The organism is Psychroflexus sp. ALD_RP9, assembly GCF_017311165.1.
GTDB lineage: Bacteria > Bacteroidota > Bacteroidia > Flavobacteriales > Flavobacteriaceae > Psychroflexus.
On record NZ_CP062973.1, the window covers coordinates 1,234,078 to 1,251,641 of the forward strand.

Annotated in this window: 9 protein-coding genes; all 9 read left to right on the plus strand. The window is 35.3% G+C overall.

From position 1 onward, the window contains the following. Window positions 1–89: 89 nt before the first annotated feature. The 9 genes from IMZ30_RS05885 to IMZ30_RS05925 all read left to right on the plus strand — a co-directional run bounded on the left by IMZ30_RS05885 (window position 90) and on the right by IMZ30_RS05925 (window position 17,392). A complete protein-coding gene (locus IMZ30_RS05885; protein ID WP_207039620.1) occupies window positions 90–3,266 on the plus strand; it encodes a glycosidase in 3,177 nt (1,058 codons plus the stop codon). A gap of 6 nt (window positions 3,267–3,272) precedes the next feature. Further along, complete coding sequence (locus IMZ30_RS05890) at window positions 3,273–5,216, plus strand: glycosyl hydrolase family 16 (RefSeq protein WP_207039621.1); 1,944 nt, start codon at window positions 3,273–3,275, stop codon at window positions 5,214–5,216. An 11-nt stretch (window positions 5,217–5,227) separates the two neighbouring features. Continuing rightward, window positions 5,228–6,040, plus strand: a complete 813-nt coding sequence (locus IMZ30_RS05895) for a family 16 glycosylhydrolase (protein ID WP_207039622.1) — start codon at window positions 5,228–5,230, stop codon at window positions 6,038–6,040. A gap of 89 nt (window positions 6,041–6,129) precedes the next feature. Then, window positions 6,130–9,582 carry a hypothetical protein gene (locus IMZ30_RS05900; RefSeq protein WP_207039623.1) on the plus strand — a complete coding sequence of 1,151 codons (3,453 nt, stop codon included), beginning with the start codon at window positions 6,130–6,132 and terminating at the stop codon, window positions 9,580–9,582. 6 nt (window positions 9,583–9,588) lie between these two features. After that, a complete protein-coding gene (locus IMZ30_RS05905) occupies window positions 9,589–10,872 on the plus strand; it encodes a glycosyl hydrolase family 17 (protein WP_207039624.1) in 1,284 nt (427 codons plus the stop codon). A gap of 60 nt (window positions 10,873–10,932) precedes the next feature. Beyond that, window positions 10,933–12,396 (plus strand): glycoside hydrolase family 30 protein, encoded by a 1,464-nt coding sequence (locus IMZ30_RS05910; protein WP_242529714.1) that lies wholly within the window; start codon window positions 10,933–10,935, stop codon window positions 12,394–12,396. 11 nt (window positions 12,397–12,407) lie between these two features. After that, window positions 12,408–14,906, plus strand: a complete 2,499-nt coding sequence (locus tag IMZ30_RS05915) for an MFS transporter (protein WP_207039626.1) — start codon at window positions 12,408–12,410, stop codon at window positions 14,904–14,906. Between the two features lie 3 nt (window positions 14,907–14,909). Further along, on the plus strand, window positions 14,910–15,830 hold the full coding sequence (locus IMZ30_RS05920) for a glycosyl hydrolase family 17 protein (RefSeq protein ID WP_207039627.1): 921 nt from the start codon (window positions 14,910–14,912) through the stop codon (window positions 15,828–15,830). Between the two features lie 221 nt (window positions 15,831–16,051). Further along, window positions 16,052–17,392: a T9SS type A sorting domain-containing protein gene (locus IMZ30_RS05925; protein WP_207039628.1), complete on the plus strand. Its 1,341-nt coding sequence runs from the start codon at window positions 16,052–16,054 to the stop codon at window positions 17,390–17,392. Window positions 17,393–17,564: the final 172 nt, after the last annotated feature.

Sequence of the window (17,564 nt, forward strand, 5' to 3'; positions counted from 1 at the left end):
GATGTATATTTTTTGTAGTGTAATATTTTAAGAATAATTGAACTAAATCCTTTAAGTTTGATTTCTATGAATTTCTTAAATTCTTTAACATGAAAAAATTTGCATTCTTTTTTGCCTGTTTACTATTCTCAACATTAAGTTTTTCCCAAGGCCATAATGTCGAAATAATTTCAAATAATCAAGGCATGAAATTGAAAGTCGACGGTAAAGACTTTATTATTAATGGTATGAACTGGGATTACTTTCCAAGAGGAACGAATTTCAATTACAGTCTTTGGAATCAATCAGACGAGTTAATCAAAGCTGCACTTGATTCAGAAATGGGTCTACTTAAAAATATGGGTGTTAATACCATAAGATTGTACACAGGAATCCAACCAAAATGGATAACCTACATTTATGAAAATTACGGCATCTATACCATGTTAAACCACTCTTTTGGTAGGTATGGTCTTACAATTGATGGCGTTTGGACGCCAGTTACTAAATATGATGATGCAGCAACAGAAAAGTTACTACTTTCAGAGGTAGAGCAGTTAGCTTCGCAATATAAAAATACACCTGGTTTACTTCTTTTTCTTCTCGGTAATGAAAATAACTACGGTTTATTCTGGGCAGGAGCTGAAACTGAAGATTTTCCAGATGAAGAAGATCAAAAGAGAGCAGTAGGTGAAAATAGAGGTCGCCCAATGTACAAGCTTATGAATGAAGCTGCTGTGAGAATGAAGCAGATTAATGATAAGCTACCTGTTGCTATTTGTAATGGTGACTTGCTTTTTCTTGATATCATAGCAGAGGAATGTCCTGATGTAGATATTTACGGAACAAATATGTACAGAGGCGCTTCTTTTGGTGATGCCTTTGAAAGAGTTAAGAATGAATATGGCAAACCTATTCTTTTCACAGAATTCGGAGCTGATGCTTTTAATGCCATAGAAAATCAAGAAGATCAAAAATCCCAAGCCTACTATATGGTAGAGAATTGGGAAGAAATTTATAAAAACGCTGCAGGTCTCGGTTTAGCCGAAAACTCAATTGGCGGTTTTACATTCCAGTTTAGCGACGGTTGGTGGAAATACGGGCAAACTGATAATCTAGATGTACATGATAGCAACGCGTCATGGTCTAATGGTGGTTATGAAAGAGATCATGTTGAAGGCCAGAATAATATGAATGAAGAGTGGTTTGGCGTCTGTGCAAAAGGACCAACTAATGCACGAGGTTTATACGATCTTTACCCAAGAGCTGCTTACTATGCACTTAAAGAAGCGCATAAAGTCAATCCTTATGAAGAAGGCGTTAACCTCAACTTTGTTGATAACTATTTTAATAATATTCAATTAATGGAAGCTGTTTTAAAAGCACGAGGTGATAAGGCTGCACTTGGTGGTGGAAGCTCTGAAAAAATAAGTATTAGTAGATTATCAGCTCAATTTACAACTTTTAACACAGGTGGAAGTTTAATTACAACACCAGATAACCCAGATCCGGATAGTAATGCCTACCCAAATCAACTTGGCTTTGACCATATGCAATCTTATTTTGTTGGAATTGAAGGCAGACCAGCACCTAACATGAGAGCTAATGTCGACTTTAATATTGTTGGTCGTATAGCTCAAAATCCAATCGATGAAATATTTTATGAAAATAGAACCAGACCAATTACGGTGGCATCACCTGATGGTGAAACCGTTATTAATGATAATAATCGCGTTGCTGTTTATCAAGCAGAATACGAGTGGAAAGCCAAACATTTCGATTTAAGAGGTTTTTACAGAACTGGCCACTATCATTGGGGTTACGAGGGTGATTTCTTCGGCTTATACCCTGAGGCCAACTATGGCCCTAACTTAGATATTTATGGTGGTGAAATTTCAGGTTTCGAAGTTGATGGAAAAGGCGTGGCTAAAGGTTTTAAAGCTGCTTTTGGACCTCAACTTTGGTGGGGAGCTAACCCTACTGCGCTTTTTAAATATTCAACAAACATCGCTAAATGGGATGTCACAGGTATTTATCATAGAGATATTGAAACCGATTTAGAGTTTGATGAAAATGGAAGACGTGTCTTAGACCTTAATCAAGTTCGAAGTGGTGTGATTCCGCCATGGCCAACCGAAAGAGCTGCAATTGCTTTAGAAAGAGATTTTGGAAAGTTTGGTTTAACCTTAGGTGGTGTTTGGAGTGGAAGTCCGCTAAACGGGAGCTCGTATCAAGATGTAAGAGGAACTCCTGGAAACTATACTGTTCTTGTTGATAAAATAAAACCCGAAGATAATTGGGGTGGTAAAGCTAAAATCACTTATGAAGGCGGTAAATTTAATTGGTATGCCCAAGGTGCAGTTATGGGACTTATTGCTAATACTGGAGCAGATCAAACACAAACATTTACAGGTTGGCGATTAAAAGATTCCGGAAGCGGTAACCAATCTAATTTCTTGTCAGGTTTTACTTACAATATTGGTAAATGGCAAATCGCACCTAATTTTTTATGGCAAAAGCCTTTAGTGGGTCCAATGCCTAGAGGTATTGATGCTCCTGGACGATTAAGAAATATTATTGATGACCCATTCGCGGTAAGAAGCAATCGTGAAACTACAGCTGGTGAGTTGTTACTAACTTTTGACCCAACACCAGGAACATGGATGTATGAGTGGAATAACGATAGAGCAGAAGACGCTACTTTTGCTATGAGTGCAGGTTTTGTCTATCGTCATCATCCTACCGCAATGGATGGTCACATTGGTTTTTTAGCCGATCGTACATTTTTTGCTTTTCCTGATTCTGCACCAGCAGAAGATTTATGGGAAGCACATACCAGAATGGTGTCTAAATTAACACCTGACTTAGGTTTTATAGGAAACTTCTATTATGGTAATGGCCAAGCCAATGGTGACGACCCTAGATTAATAAAGCGCTTTGGTGGTGATATTAGAATGATTTATAAAAAAGTAAAAGCACAAGCTATGGTAAAAGTTAACGATTGGGGACCATTTGACTATCATAGAGACTTCAACCTAACTTTTCCACTTCAGCTTATGCTAGATGTTTCAACCACGCTAGCAAAACCAGATTGGTTTATGCTTCCTAGTACTAAAATTGGTATCAGAGGAACTTGGCGTTCACTTGACCAAAATTCACCTAGGTATGCTCCTGCAACACCACCAGAAAACGTATTCCCACCACAGCCAGTACTTAGCGCAGTTGGCTTTCCTAATGGTTCAGAATGGGAAATTAGAACATACATTCATATTAATATCGGAAAATAATTTATTATGAAATTTAATTATAAAAATTCAATAAAAAATATAGGGCTATTAACTGTAGCTGTTTTAAGCAGTCTTAGCTGTGAAAGAGATATATCTGATGATGCAGTACTAGCAGAATTCCCAAGTACCGCTGATATTTTTACAGATAATCCTGTTAATATGGGAAGTGACTTTTATTTTCCTTATGCTGATGCTTTTCCAGAAGCATGGTCTGTTGATGAAGAAGAAAGTTATCAAGGCTCTGCCTCTATGCGAATTGATGTTCCAAATGCAGATAACCCTGTAAGCGGTTATGCAGGTGGAATTTTAAGGATTGATGGTGCTGGAAGAAATTTAACCGATTACGATGCCTTAACTTTTTGGGCAAAAGCATCTGAAGGCGTTAAAATTGATGAACTTGGTTTTGGTGAAGATTTTGACCAAAATAAGTTTGTGGCTTCTATAACCAATGTTAGTTTAACAACTGCTTGGAAAAAATTTATTATTCCAATTCCTAATGCCTCAGTTTTAAAACAAGAAAGAGGTATGCTTAGGTTTGTTGCTACACCTAAACAAATTGTAGATAATCCTGATGGTATATTAAATGGTTATGGTTATGCTTTTTGGATTGATGAACTGAGATTTGAAAAGCTGGGAACACTCGCACAACCAAGACCAAAAATCCAAAACGGAGAAGATGCAGTAGCCCAAACTTTTATTGGTGGTAATTTAACAGTGAATGGTTTAACACAAACCTTAAACTCACCAAGTGGCGATATAACAGTTACTGCAGCACCTGCATATTTCGAGTTTGAGTCATCAAATACAAATGTCGCTACGGTAAATGAAAATGGAGAAGTTAATATCGTTGGTTCTGGAACAGCAGTTATTACTGCAAGCCTTAATGGTATAGATGCAGAAGGCTCTTTAACAGTAGAATCTTTAGGAAGCTATACGCCAGCGCCAATACCAACGCGTGACCCTGAAAGTGTTATCTCTATTTTTAGTGAGGCTTATGAAAATAGACCAGTTGATTTTTATAACGGATTTTATCAGCCTTTTCAAACCACAACATCATCAGATTTTATTGTAAATGGTGATCGTGTTTTATATTATCTAAATTTCAATTTTGTTGGAATAGAATTCAATCAAAATGTACCGACAATTAATGGCAAATTAGCAACAGATTTACATTTTGATATTTTTATTCCAAATGAACCGCCATCAAATACGGCCTTAAGAATAGATTTAGTAGACTTTGGCGCTGATGCGTCTTTTGCAGGAGGTGATGATACAACCATATCTCAGGGCTTTACACAAGGCTTAGTTGCAGGTGAGTGGATTTCCATAGATATGGATATTACAGGTTTAAACCCTAAAACGAATTTAGGTCAAATTATTTTAGCTGATTTCAACGGAATTACACCGCCAGAAGAATTCTACGTAGATAACATTTACTTTTACAGAGAAGATGGCGAAAATATTACACCAGAAACAGTAGCACTTCCACTTGATTTTGAATTATCAAACCCAGCAAATTATAGTTTCACTGGTTTTGAAGGCGCTGTAACTTCTATTGAAGATAATCCATTTACAAATGGCATCAATACTTCACCAACAGTTATGCAGTCTGTTAAAACAAATGGCGCTCAATTTTTTGCAGGTACTAGCATAGATCTCGATCAAGCCATAGATTTTACATCAATTCAAACCTTAAAAATGAAAGTGTATTCACCTAAAGCTAATATTCCTGTAAGATTAGCGCTTGAAACTGCTGGCGGAGGAAATCAAGTTTTTGTTGATGTAAACACAACAACTTCAAATGAATGGGAAGAACTTGAATTCGATTTCAGTAATGTATTAAATACCTCTCTGGATTATCAACGCATTGTTGCCTTCTTCGAATTTATTGAAGGTACATCAGGAGATGGAAGCACTTATTATTTAGATGATATTCAATTAACTAATTAAAAATTAAAATCATGAAACGATATAAATCAATTGACATAATTCTATTTTCTGTATTGATTGCTTTCAGCTTTTACAGCTGCGAGACTGACGATGTACAGACGGTTACAACTTTTAATAATTTAGTATTAGAAGATGAATTTGATGGGAATGAATTAAACACTAGTTTATGGTCTTATGAAATTGGTACAGGGCAAAATGGTTGGGGAAATAATGAACTACAATATTACACCGATCGGCCTGAAAATGTAAAAGTTGAAGACGGAAAATTAACCATAACGGCTCGCAAAGAAGCCTACGAAGGTTCAGGATATACTTCTGGGCGCATTATTACAAAAGTTAATTTTGAGAAAACATACGGTCGGTTTGAAGCGCGTATGAAATTACCTTGGGGACAAGGCTTATGGCCAGCGTTTTGGCTTTTAGGAGCTGATATAGATCAAGTCGGTTGGCCGCAAACGGGCGAAATTGATATTATGGAGTATCGCGGTCAAGACCCAACGATTATTCATGGCAGTGTTCATGGTCCTGGCTACTCAGCTGGAGAAGCCATCACAAAAACTTACGACTTGGTAAATTCTAGATTTGATACAGATTATCACATTTTCGGGATTGAATGGGGACCAAATTACATCAATTTCTATGTTGATGATGTACTATATAATCAAATTACACCAGCTGATGTCCCAGGTGAGTGGGTTTATGATAAACCGTTTTTTATTTTAATCAACATGGCTGTTGGCGGAACTTTTGTCGGTTCACCTAATGAAAATACGGTTTTCCCTCAAACACTAGAAGTTGATTACGTAAGAGTTTATCAAGAGTAAGATTCAAATTAAGGCTAAAAAAGCGGTAACCTGAAATCTTACCGCTTTTTACTAATAAGGCCAAAAATAAAGAAACAAACTATATACAAATGATTCAAGACAAGATACTAGACAATAAAATGTCTAAAACTAGTGATTTAGAACAAGTAAGGTTAAATGGCGAAAAATTTTTAAAAATTACAAATATCGATGCCATGCGACCATTTTTTATGAGCATTGTAAGCGACTCTAATCACTGGATGTTTATTTCAAGTAATGGCGGTTTAACAGCTGGAAGACGCAATTCAGAATATGCACTTTTTCCCTATTATACCGACGATAAGGTTACAGAATCTGCCCATTATACAGGAAGTAAATCTATTTTTAAAGTTTTCCTAAATGATGATATACATTTTTGGGAACCTTTTTCGAACCGTTTTGTAGAGCAATACAAAATTACTCGAAACATATATAAAAACATCTACGGTGATAAACTGGTCTTTGAAGAAATTAATCATAGCTTAAACTTAAGCTATTCTTATCGTTGGTCTACGAGTGATCAGTTTGGTTTTGTAAAACAAGTCGAAATTAAAAATCTAAATCAAAACCTTATAAAAATTGAAGTTTTAGATGGTCTGCAAAATGTATTACCAGCTGGCGTAGTTCCAGATTTACAAACCCAAAGTAGTAACTTAGTTGATGCTTATAAACGTAGTGAACTTGATACAGCTAACGGTTTAGGAATTTTTGCACTCAGTGCGGTTCCGGTAGATAAAGCTGAACCAAGCGAAGCTTTAAAAGCCAATGTAGTATGGTCTTTAGGCATAGAAAACCCAACCTACTTACTTTCATCCCTACAGCTTGAAAACTTTAGAGCAGGTCAACAAATCTCACAAGAAACAGACGTAAAAGCTGAAAAAGGCGCATTTTTTGTTAACAAAACAATTCAATTAGAAGCACAAGAACAAACATCGTGGTTTATTGTAGCCGATGTTAATTATAACCATTCTGCCGTGGTTAAGCTACAACAAGACCTACAACAAGCTAATTTAGCTGAAATAATTCAGAATGATATAGAATTAGGTACTGAAAAATTAATGCAACTTAATGGTGCTGCTGATGGTTTGCAAAGGTCTAACGATAATTTAAGAGATATTCGGCATTATTCTAATACCATGTTCAATATTATGCGTGGTGGTATTTTCGATAACAATTATCAGATAGAAAGTCAAGATTTTAAAAATTATCTAAATAAAGCCAATAAACCATTAGCTCAAACCCATAAAAATGAACTCAATACACTTCCTAAGGTATTTAACTTAAGTGATTTAAAAGCATTAGCTGAAAAAATAAATGACGCAGATTTTTCTCGCCTTTCAACAGAATATTTACCACTTAAATTTAGCCGTAGACATGGTGACCCAAGCCGACCTTGGAATCAATTCTCTATTAATACCAAAGACGATCAAGGCCGTAAAATTTTAGATTATGAAGGGAATTGGCGCGATATTTTTCAAAACTGGGAAAGCTTAGCCTATTCTTATCCAGAGTTTATTGAAAGTATGATTTATAAATTTTTAAATGCAACAACTTTTGATGGCTACAACCCGTATCGAGTCACTAAAGACGGTTTTGATTGGGAAACTATAGAACCAGATGATCCATGGTCATATATTGGTTACTGGGGTGATCATCAAATCATCTACTTGTTGAAGTTTTTAGAATTTTTTAAAGATTATAAGCCCAATAGTTTATCTAGATTATTCAAAAAGTCTCAGTTTGTATATGCCAATGTACCTTACAAAATTAAATCTTATGAAGATATTTTGAATGACCCGAAAGATACCATAGAATTTAATCATGAATCGGATACTAAAATTAGAAATAAACGCAAAAAAATAGGGGCTGATGGTGCTTTACTTGAAACTAAAAATGGTGAGATTATTCATGTAAACTTCATAGAGAAAATTTTAGCTACGACCTTAGCAAAACTTTCAAACTTTATTCCTGAAGCAGGTATTTGGATGAATACTCAGCGACCAGAATGGAACGATGCCAATAACGCTTTAGTAGGTAATGGCGTTTCTATGGTAACTTTATCTTATCTCAGGCGTTTTTTAGCTTTCTTTAAGTCTATAACTGAAGCAGTTGATGCGTCTGAAAACTACGAGATTTCAGAAGAATTGGCACAATTGTTTTCTAAAATGCAAGCCACTTTTAGTCAATATCAATATTTAACTGAAGGTAAATTCTCAGATGTTCAACGAAAAGAAGTTTTAGACGAACTTGGTAAAGCTGCCAGTACATACAGGTTAAAAGTATATAATTCTGGATTATCTGGTCATAAAACAAAAGTATCTGCTGAGGCAATTAACCAATTTTTGAGTACAAGCCTTAAATACATAGAACAGGCAATAGAGGTTAATAAACGCACAGATAACCTGTATCATGCATACAATTTAATGACCGTAGATAACAACAAAATTTCTATCGATTACCTATCTGAAATGCTTGAAGGTCAAGTTGCGGTATTAAGTTCTGGCTATTTAAATGCAAAGCAGTCGCTTGCACTATTAGATGCGCTTAAAAACAGCGATTTGTTTAGGCAAGACCAGTACAGTTATTTACTCTATCCAAACAAAGCATTAAAAGGGTTTTTAGACCGTAATAATGTTCCAGAAACTTCAGTTAATTCTTCTGTATTACTTCAGCAACTAGTAAAAGATGGACATAAAGAAATTATTGAAAAAGATATTAAAGGTAATTATCATTTCAATGCAAATTTCAATAATTCTAAAAAATTAAAAGAAGCTTTACTTTCTCTAGAAGGTGAAACTTATTCTTCTTTAGCTCAGCAAGAAAAAGATCACATTCTTAAAATTTATGAAGAAGTTTTTAACCATAAAGCTTTTACTGGGCGTTCAGGAACATTTTACGGTTACGAAGGTTTAGGGTCAATCTATTGGCATATGGTTTCAAAATTACAATTGGCGGTTTTAGAAACTTGTTTGCAAGCTATAGAAGCTCATGAATCTGCTGAAACAGTTGGGCGTCTACTAGAACATTATTACGAAATTAACGAAGGTATTGGTGTTCATAAATCTCCAAAACTATATGGCGCTTTCCCAACAGATCCCTATTCGCATACACCTTTAGGAAAAGGTGCGCAACAACCAGGTATGACAGGTCAAGTAAAAGAAGATATTTTAAGCCGATTTGGTGAACTAGGTGTACGAATTATTAAAGGAAAGCTTCAGTTTAAACCCCATTTATTAAGAAAATCTGAGTTTTTAGACGAAACGCATATTTTCAGATATGTAGATGTCAAGAATCAAAAACATCAAATTCAGTTAGATAAAAACACACTAGGATTTACACTCTGCCAAGTTCCGATTATTTATAGCATTTCAACTCAAAACAAAATAAAAGTCGAAATAAGTGATGCCGATTCACTTCAAATTGAAGGTCTAGAGTTAACAAAGGCTTTAGCTGAAGATGTTTTTAGTAGATCTGGAAAAATCAAAGCTATTCACGTTAGCCTTAAAGAGTCTATTCTAAAATAAAACGTCATGAAGCCACTAGCATATATTTTTTTAATAATCAGCCTTCAGTTATTGGCTTCATGTCAACCATCTCAAAAAGAGAATAAAGCAATGCAAAACAACCATAATTTAACCGCTAAAGAAATACTTAGTAAGCCAGAATATTTAGCCATTTCTTATGGAGGTTACCGTTCAAAAACACGTAACAACCAACCTACTTTAAATCAGCTTAAAGACGATTTAAAAATTATGCACGCCTTGGGAATTCGTATTTTAAGAACGTACAATGTACGTTTACCTCATGCCGCCAATGTTTTAAAAGCTATTCATGAATTAAAACAAAACAATCCTGATTTTGAAATGTATGTCATGTTAGGTGCTTGGGTAGATTGTAAAAATGCGTGGACAGAATTACCCTTAAACCATAATGAGGAAAGCGAGTATAACGAAGCAGAAATTAATCGCGCTGTAGAGTTAGCTAATACCTATCCAGATATTGTAAAAATAATAGCAGTTGGTAACGAAGCCATGGTAAAATGGGCTACAGCTTATTTCGTGCAACCTCATATTATTTTAAAATGGGTTAAGTACTTACAAGAATTAAAACAAAGTGGAGAACTAAATAAAAATCTCTGGATAACCAGTTCAGATAACTTTGCTTCTTGGGGTGGTGGCGAAAGCCAATACCATACACCTGAATTAAATGAATTGATTAAAAGTGTAGACTACTTGTCAGTACATACTTACCCAATGCATGATACCCATTACAATCCTGTTTTTTGGGGCGTTTTGCCAAAAGAACAACAACTAAGTAATACAGAAAAGTTAGATAAAGTGATGAACCGCTCTTTAAGCTATGCCATATCTCAGTATGACAGTGTTGTAAGTTATATGAAAAGTCTAGATATTAAAAAACCTGTTCACATTGGTGAAACAGGTTGGGCAAGCGTATCAAGCGGATTTTATGGCGAACATGGCTCAAAAGCTACAGACGAGTATAAACAAGCCTTGTATTATCATAAGATGAGAGAATGGGCAACTCAAAATAAAATAAAGTGTTTTTACTTTGAAGCATTCGATGAACCTTGGAAAGATGCTCATAACCCCAAAGGCTCTGAAAACTTTTTTGGTTTGTTTACCGTTGATGGAAAGGCCAAATATGCACTTTGGGATGAGGTTGACCGAAACACATTTAAAGGCTTAACCCGAGACGGAAACCCAATAGAAAAGACCTATAAAGGTGAAAAGACTGATCTTCTTCTGGATGTTTTAGTACCACCAGTTAAAAATGAAATTAATCTCAATCATTAACAACAACCATGAAACATAAACCTTATGAGACGATTCATAATCTTAAATCTATTTATACTAATGTTTGCTAGTTCCTGCAAAGAAACGGGTAACAATACCCCAACAGATTTAAATGTTGAGGTTTTTGAAACATCTAGAAGTGGTCATCAACTTACTAAAATCGACTCTTTTAATACGGTCGAAACAAAAACGCACATTACTTTAAATCCACAAAAAACCTTTCAAACATTTACGGGATTTGGTGGTGCTTTTACAGAGTCTTCAGCTTACTTACTTAATCAATTAAGTCCTGAAAACAGAAAAAAAATTATTGATGCTTATTTCGCTGATAGCGGTGCAAAATATTCATTAATGAGAACACACATGAACTCATGTGATTTTTCGTTAAGCCAATATTCTTATGCACCAGTAGAAGGCGACAAAAATTTAAAGCATTTTTCTATTAAAGAAGATCAGCCCGATTTAATACCTATGATTAAAGATGCAATGGCAGCATCTAAAGAGGGTTTTAAATTATTTGCATCACCCTGGACAGCGCCACCGTGGATGAAAACAAATAACGACTGGGTTGGCGGTAAATTAAAACCCGAGTATTATGATACTTGGGCACTTTTCTTTTCAAAATATGTTGATGCCTACAAAGCTGAGGGAATAAATCTTTGGGGCTTTACCGTTGAAAATGAACCTCATGGAAACGGGAATAATTGGGAAAGCATGCATTACACACCTGAAGAAATGACCAAGTTTGTAAGAGATCACTTAGGGCCAAAACTTGAAGAAGACGAAAAAGGATATTTGAAAATTTTAGGTTATGACCAAAACAGAGCTGGCTTAAAAGAATGGGTAGACGTCATGTATAAAAATGAAGCTAATGCAAAATATTTTGATGGAACAGCAGTACATTGGTATGAAAGTACCTATAAAATTTTTGCAGAAGATTTACAATATGCACACAAAAAAGCACCCGATAAGTACTTAATTGAAACAGAAGCTTGTGTAGACGCACAAGTTCCCGTTTGGCAAGAAGATGATTGGTATTGGAGAAAAGAAGCCACCGATTGGGGTTGGGATTGGGCACCCGAAGAACAAAAATACTTACATCCTAAATATAGACCTGTTTACCGTTATGCTAGAGATATTATTGGTTGTATGAATAATTGGGTAGATGGTTGGGTGGATTGGAATATGGTACTTGATCGGCAAGGTGGCCCAAATTGGTTTAAAAACTGGTGTGTTGCACCTGTAATTGTAGACCCAGACCAAGATGAAGTATATTTTACACCGCTTTATTACACCATGTCTCACTTTAGTAGATATGTTCGTCCAGGTGCCAAACGCATCGATTTTGAATCAACTGATAAAGATTTACAAGTTACAGCCGCTACAAATCCAGACGCTAATCATGTAGTAATTGTATTTAACCCTTCTGAAAAGGAAAAAGTATTTAAACTTCAACTAGGTGAGTTAACAAAAACAATTTCTATTAATCCACAGGCTATTCAAACAATAAAAATTATTAACTAAAAGAGTAAACCATGTCTGATAACATTACACCTGTAGAAGCAAAAGTACCTGTAGGACAAAAGGCAGCCTTTGGTGCAGGACATTTTATTTTAAATGTATTGCCAGGTACTCTAGGTGTTTTTATTCAGTTTTTTTTACTAACAGCTTGGGGAGTTGATCCTTTATGGGCTGGATTATTAGGTGGTTTACCTAGAGTTTTTGATGCCATTACAGATCCCATAATGGGCTTTATTACAGATAATACAAAGTCTAGATGGGGAAGACGAAGACCTTATATATTTTTTGGTTCAATTTTAAGTGGAATTTTATTTTTCTTGATGTGGCAGTTAGACGATAATGCTTCAGAGTCTTATATTATATGGCACGTCATGATTTTACAACTGCTTTTTTTGATTGGTAATACCATGTTCGCTACACCTTTAGTTGGTTTGGGTTATGAAATGACACCAGATTATCATGAACGAACAAGATTAATGGCTTTTTCTAATACTATGGGGCAAATTGCATGGATGATTGTCCCTTGGCTTTATGTTATTATTCCTGATACAGAAACTTTTAGTACTAAACCTGAAGGCGTAAGAACTATGGCGCTAATAGTAGGTAGCATGACGGTCATTTTTGGTATTTTGCCATCGTTGTTTTGTAAAGGTATGGATGCTGGCCAAATGGAAGACCGCGAGCGAATTAGCTTTAAAACATTAGCAAAAAACTTAAAAAAGCTTTGGGAAGGCATTCTACAAGTTTCAAAAAATAAGCCATTTATGAAACTTTGCGGCGCTACTTTTTTGGTTTTTAATGGTTTTCAATTGGTGGCTGCTTTCGGTGTATTTATCATTGTATTTTATATGTATAATGGTAGCTATGATATGGCAGGAACTTGGCCAGCTTGGTTTAACACAATTAATGCCATTATAACAGCATTTATTGTTATTCCTATCATTTCTAAAATCGCTACTAAAATCGGTAAGCGTAATGCCTTTTTGCTATCAACTTTTTTGTCAATAGTAGGTTATGTCCTTAAATGGTGGGGATTTGATGTAGAATTGAATGAACAATTTAATCAAACAGCTTTAGGTCAATCATTAACAGAAGGACTAGGTGCCGTCTTTAATTTTTTAAATCCTTATTTAGAGCGTATCGGCGCTAGCTGGTTTACGATTAATGTTGAGGATGGTGTGCCATGGCTTATCTTTTTACCAATTCCTCTGTTTGCCTTTGGTATGGGTGGTTTATTTACCTTGATGATGTCTATGACGGCTGATGTTTGCGACTTAGATGAATTAGAAAATGGCTTACCCCGAAAAGAAGGAACTTTTGGAGCCATTTATTGGCTAATGGTTAAGTTAGGCCAATCTATAGCATTAGTTTTAAGTGGTGTGATTTTAAGTATTGTTGGTTTTGTTCCTGATGCAGATGTACAAACAATTGAAACTATGACCAACCTGAGAATTGCAGATATCATTGTCCCAGCTGGTACAGCAGCAATCGCATTTATGGTGATGTGGCGCTACAATTTAGACGAAAATCGTGTGAACGAAATTGGCAAAGAGTTAAAACGAAGAAAAGTAAAACCTAAAGCTTTATCATCAAGTGCTTATTTGGCTCATAAAAACTTTTCATTCGAATCACTCAACCTTCAGCCTGAACGAGAATATGATTTAGACTATTCCCAAAAATCGTCTAGTGAAATTAAAACATTATTTGCTGCCACATTAAAACAAGGGCTACACGGTATTTGTTTTAGCCCCTATGAAGAAGGCCAAGATTTAACAGATCATCTTACAGAAGAACAAGTATCTAGAAGGATGCGAATTATTAAACCCTATACCAAATGGGTACGTTCGTTCTCTTGCACAAAAGGCAATGAATATATACCACAGTTTGCCAAAAAGAATAATCTGCAAACTGTTGTAGGTGCCTGGATCAGTTATGATAAGCAAAATAATGAAGTTGAGATTAAAAAATTAGTCTCCTTGGCTAAAGCTGGTATGGTAGATATTGCTGTTGTCGGTAACGAAGTTTTACTTCGTAGCGAGTTGTCTGTTGAAGAAGTTATTGCTTACCTTAAGCGGGTAAAAAGTTTAATTCCAAAAGATATTCCTGTAGCTTACGTCGACTCCTACTATATTTTCGACCAATATCCTAGCTTAATGGAGGCAACAGATGTAATTTTAATTAATTGTTATCCGTTTTGGGAAGGTGCAGACATTAATGTTTCAACTGCTTACTTGAGATACATGTATAGATTAATTGAGGTAAGAGCAAAAGGCAAACCTGTTATTGTTTCAGAAACAGGATGGCCTAGTGATGGCGAGTGTACAGAAAATGCTGTACCGTCAAAAGTTAATGCGATGAAATATTTTATCAATGTTCAAAATTGGTCAAGTAAAGAAGATATCCCAATGTTCTACTTCTCATCATTTGACGAATCATGGAAAATTCATCATGAAGGCGATGTGGGCCAACGTTGGGGTATTTGGAACGAAAAAGAAAAATTAAAATTTAAGTAAACCATGTCGTATAGAAAAGATCAACTGTTAACACCAAAGCAAGAGGCTTTTTTAGCTTCTATTCAGCAACAAAGCTTTATCCCAGAAAATAGTGATATTGAAGATTTACAAGCAATCTTTAAAAATTTACTTTCTAAAGGTTTACACGGAATTTGTTTTAGCATGTATGAAGATGGCCAAGAGCCAGGCGACCATATTACCCTAGAACAAGTAAGAAGACGTATGAAAATCCTCAAGCCTTATACAAAGTGGGTGCGCTCTTTTTCATGTATTGAAGGAAACGAGTTTGTGCCTCAGGCCGCTAAAGAAGAAGGTATAAAAACACTTGTAGGCGCTTGGATTGGAGATGACCCCAAAAAAAATAGACAAGAATTAGATGCCCTGATAGAACTAGCTAATAAAGGTTTGGTTGATATTGCGGCAGTAGGTAACGAAGTGCTTTACAGAAATGACATCCCTTTAGAAGAATTGAAAACTTATATTCGTGAAGTTCGTGCTGCTATTCCTAAAGATATTCCAGTAGGCTATGTAGACGCTTATTACGAGTTTACGGTACATCCTGACTTAACTGAATTATGCGATGTAATTTTAGCCAACTGTTACCCGTTTTGGGAAAGTTGCCATATTGACTATGCTTTAACACATATGCAGCAAATGTTTGGTCAGGCCTTAGGAGCCGCAAAAGGTAAAAAGGTTATTATCACAGAAACCGGATGGCCAAGTAAGGGTGAAAGTTTAGGAAGTGCGCAGCCTTCGGATATTAATTTTTTAAAATACTTTATCAATACTCAAAATTGGTGTCAACAAGCTGGTGTAGAAAGTTTTTACTTTTCATCTTTTGATGAATCTTGGAAAGTTGGAGACGAAGGTGAAGTTGGTGCCTATTGGGGTATTTGGGATAAAAATGAGCAAATTAAATATTAATTGATGCTTAAATTGAGATTTAAAAACTATACATTAACCATACAAGATCTACAATAGCTATGTAGATAGTCTTGCTAAGACTACATTCTCTACAACGATATAGTAATATATTGCTTTTGTCCTTAGTGTATGTTTTTTGTAGTGGTGTAAATGTTGAATTAACAATTAATACATCTTATTTTTATAATTAATCAAAAATTTATAAACTAAAATTTAATATGATGAAAAAAATTACAACTTTTTTAATGATTTTCGTAATGTCTGTAGTAGGCTTTGCACAAACAGAATTAGTCACTAATGGCGACTTCGAATCATCACCTGATGGTTCATGGTTTGGTAACGCACTTAATATTGTAACACAAGGGACTAATAAATTAAATGAAGCAGATGTTCAAGCTGCTGGAGCAGCATTTGATGTCAATCTTAGTCAAGTTATTACATTACAAGATGGCATGACATATGAATTAAGTTTTGATGCATTTACTGATGCTACAACAGGTTCAAGAACTATGATTGTTGGTTTAGGTAAAAACGGAGGAGACTTCGCAGCCATAACTGAAACATCTACACTCACATCAACCTCTCAGACTTTTACCTATCAGTTTACCATTAATTATGGCGATAGTGTAGACGATCGAGTGCTATTTGACATGGGTGCAGAAGTAGGTTTTGTATTCATAGATAATGTATCTGTTACAGAAGTACAAACAACTTGTAACAATGGTGTACAAGACGGCGATGAAACTGGAGTTGATTGTGGCGGTTCTTGTCCTCCATGTGAAGTTGTACCAACAGTAGCAGCACCGACACCACCTAACAGACCATCAGGTGATGTAATATCAATTTATGGCGATGCTTATGGTGCTGATACAGGTTTAACTAACGTACCTTGGGATGATCCAACTGTTTTTACTGAAGTAACTGAGGCTGGAGATGATATGTTAAGAATGGATTTTGGAACATTTTTAGGATCTAACCTTAATCAAGTTGTTGATGCTACAGGAATGACTCATTTTCACATGGACTTTTGGGTGTCTGATGCTTTTCAAGCAGGACAAGTATTTAATACTAAGTGGTCTAACCACGCTAACGGAAGTAGTGAAACAGATGCTGGCGAATTAACAATAGCACTAGGTCCTGATGATGTTCAAACTTGGGTTTCTATAGATGTGCCGCTAACAGATTTTAACAACGTTAACGGAAATGGTATTGACGCTAGAGCAGCTTTGACACAGTTTTTAATTACGCCATCAGGTACTATTCAGCTTGCTTTTGTTGATAATATCTATTTACACAAAAACACTACTTTAAGTAATAATGAGTTTAACACAGCAGAATTTTCTGTTTATCCAAACCCTTCTAGCAGTAACTGGACAATTTCAGCGAGTGTTGAAATGACTTCAGTTAAAGTTTATAATACTTTAGGTAAATTAGTTTTAGAGCAGGAAATTAATGCTGATCGTGCTACAATTTCATCTGAAGCTTTACCAACTGGTGTTTACTTCGCTCAACTTGAAAATGCTGCCAAAAGCACAAAAACGATTCGTCTAATTAAAAATTAATTAATTTTAGTTTAAAGTTGAAGTTGATTAAGGCTTGTACACTGGTTGTACAAGCCTTTTTTTAATTGAATTTAAGTTATAAGCCTAAACTCAGCTAAAAAATATAAAATTGTCTTTTTAATTATAGTTTAATGCTGTAAGTTTAATTTTTGTAAACATTAATTAATTTCTG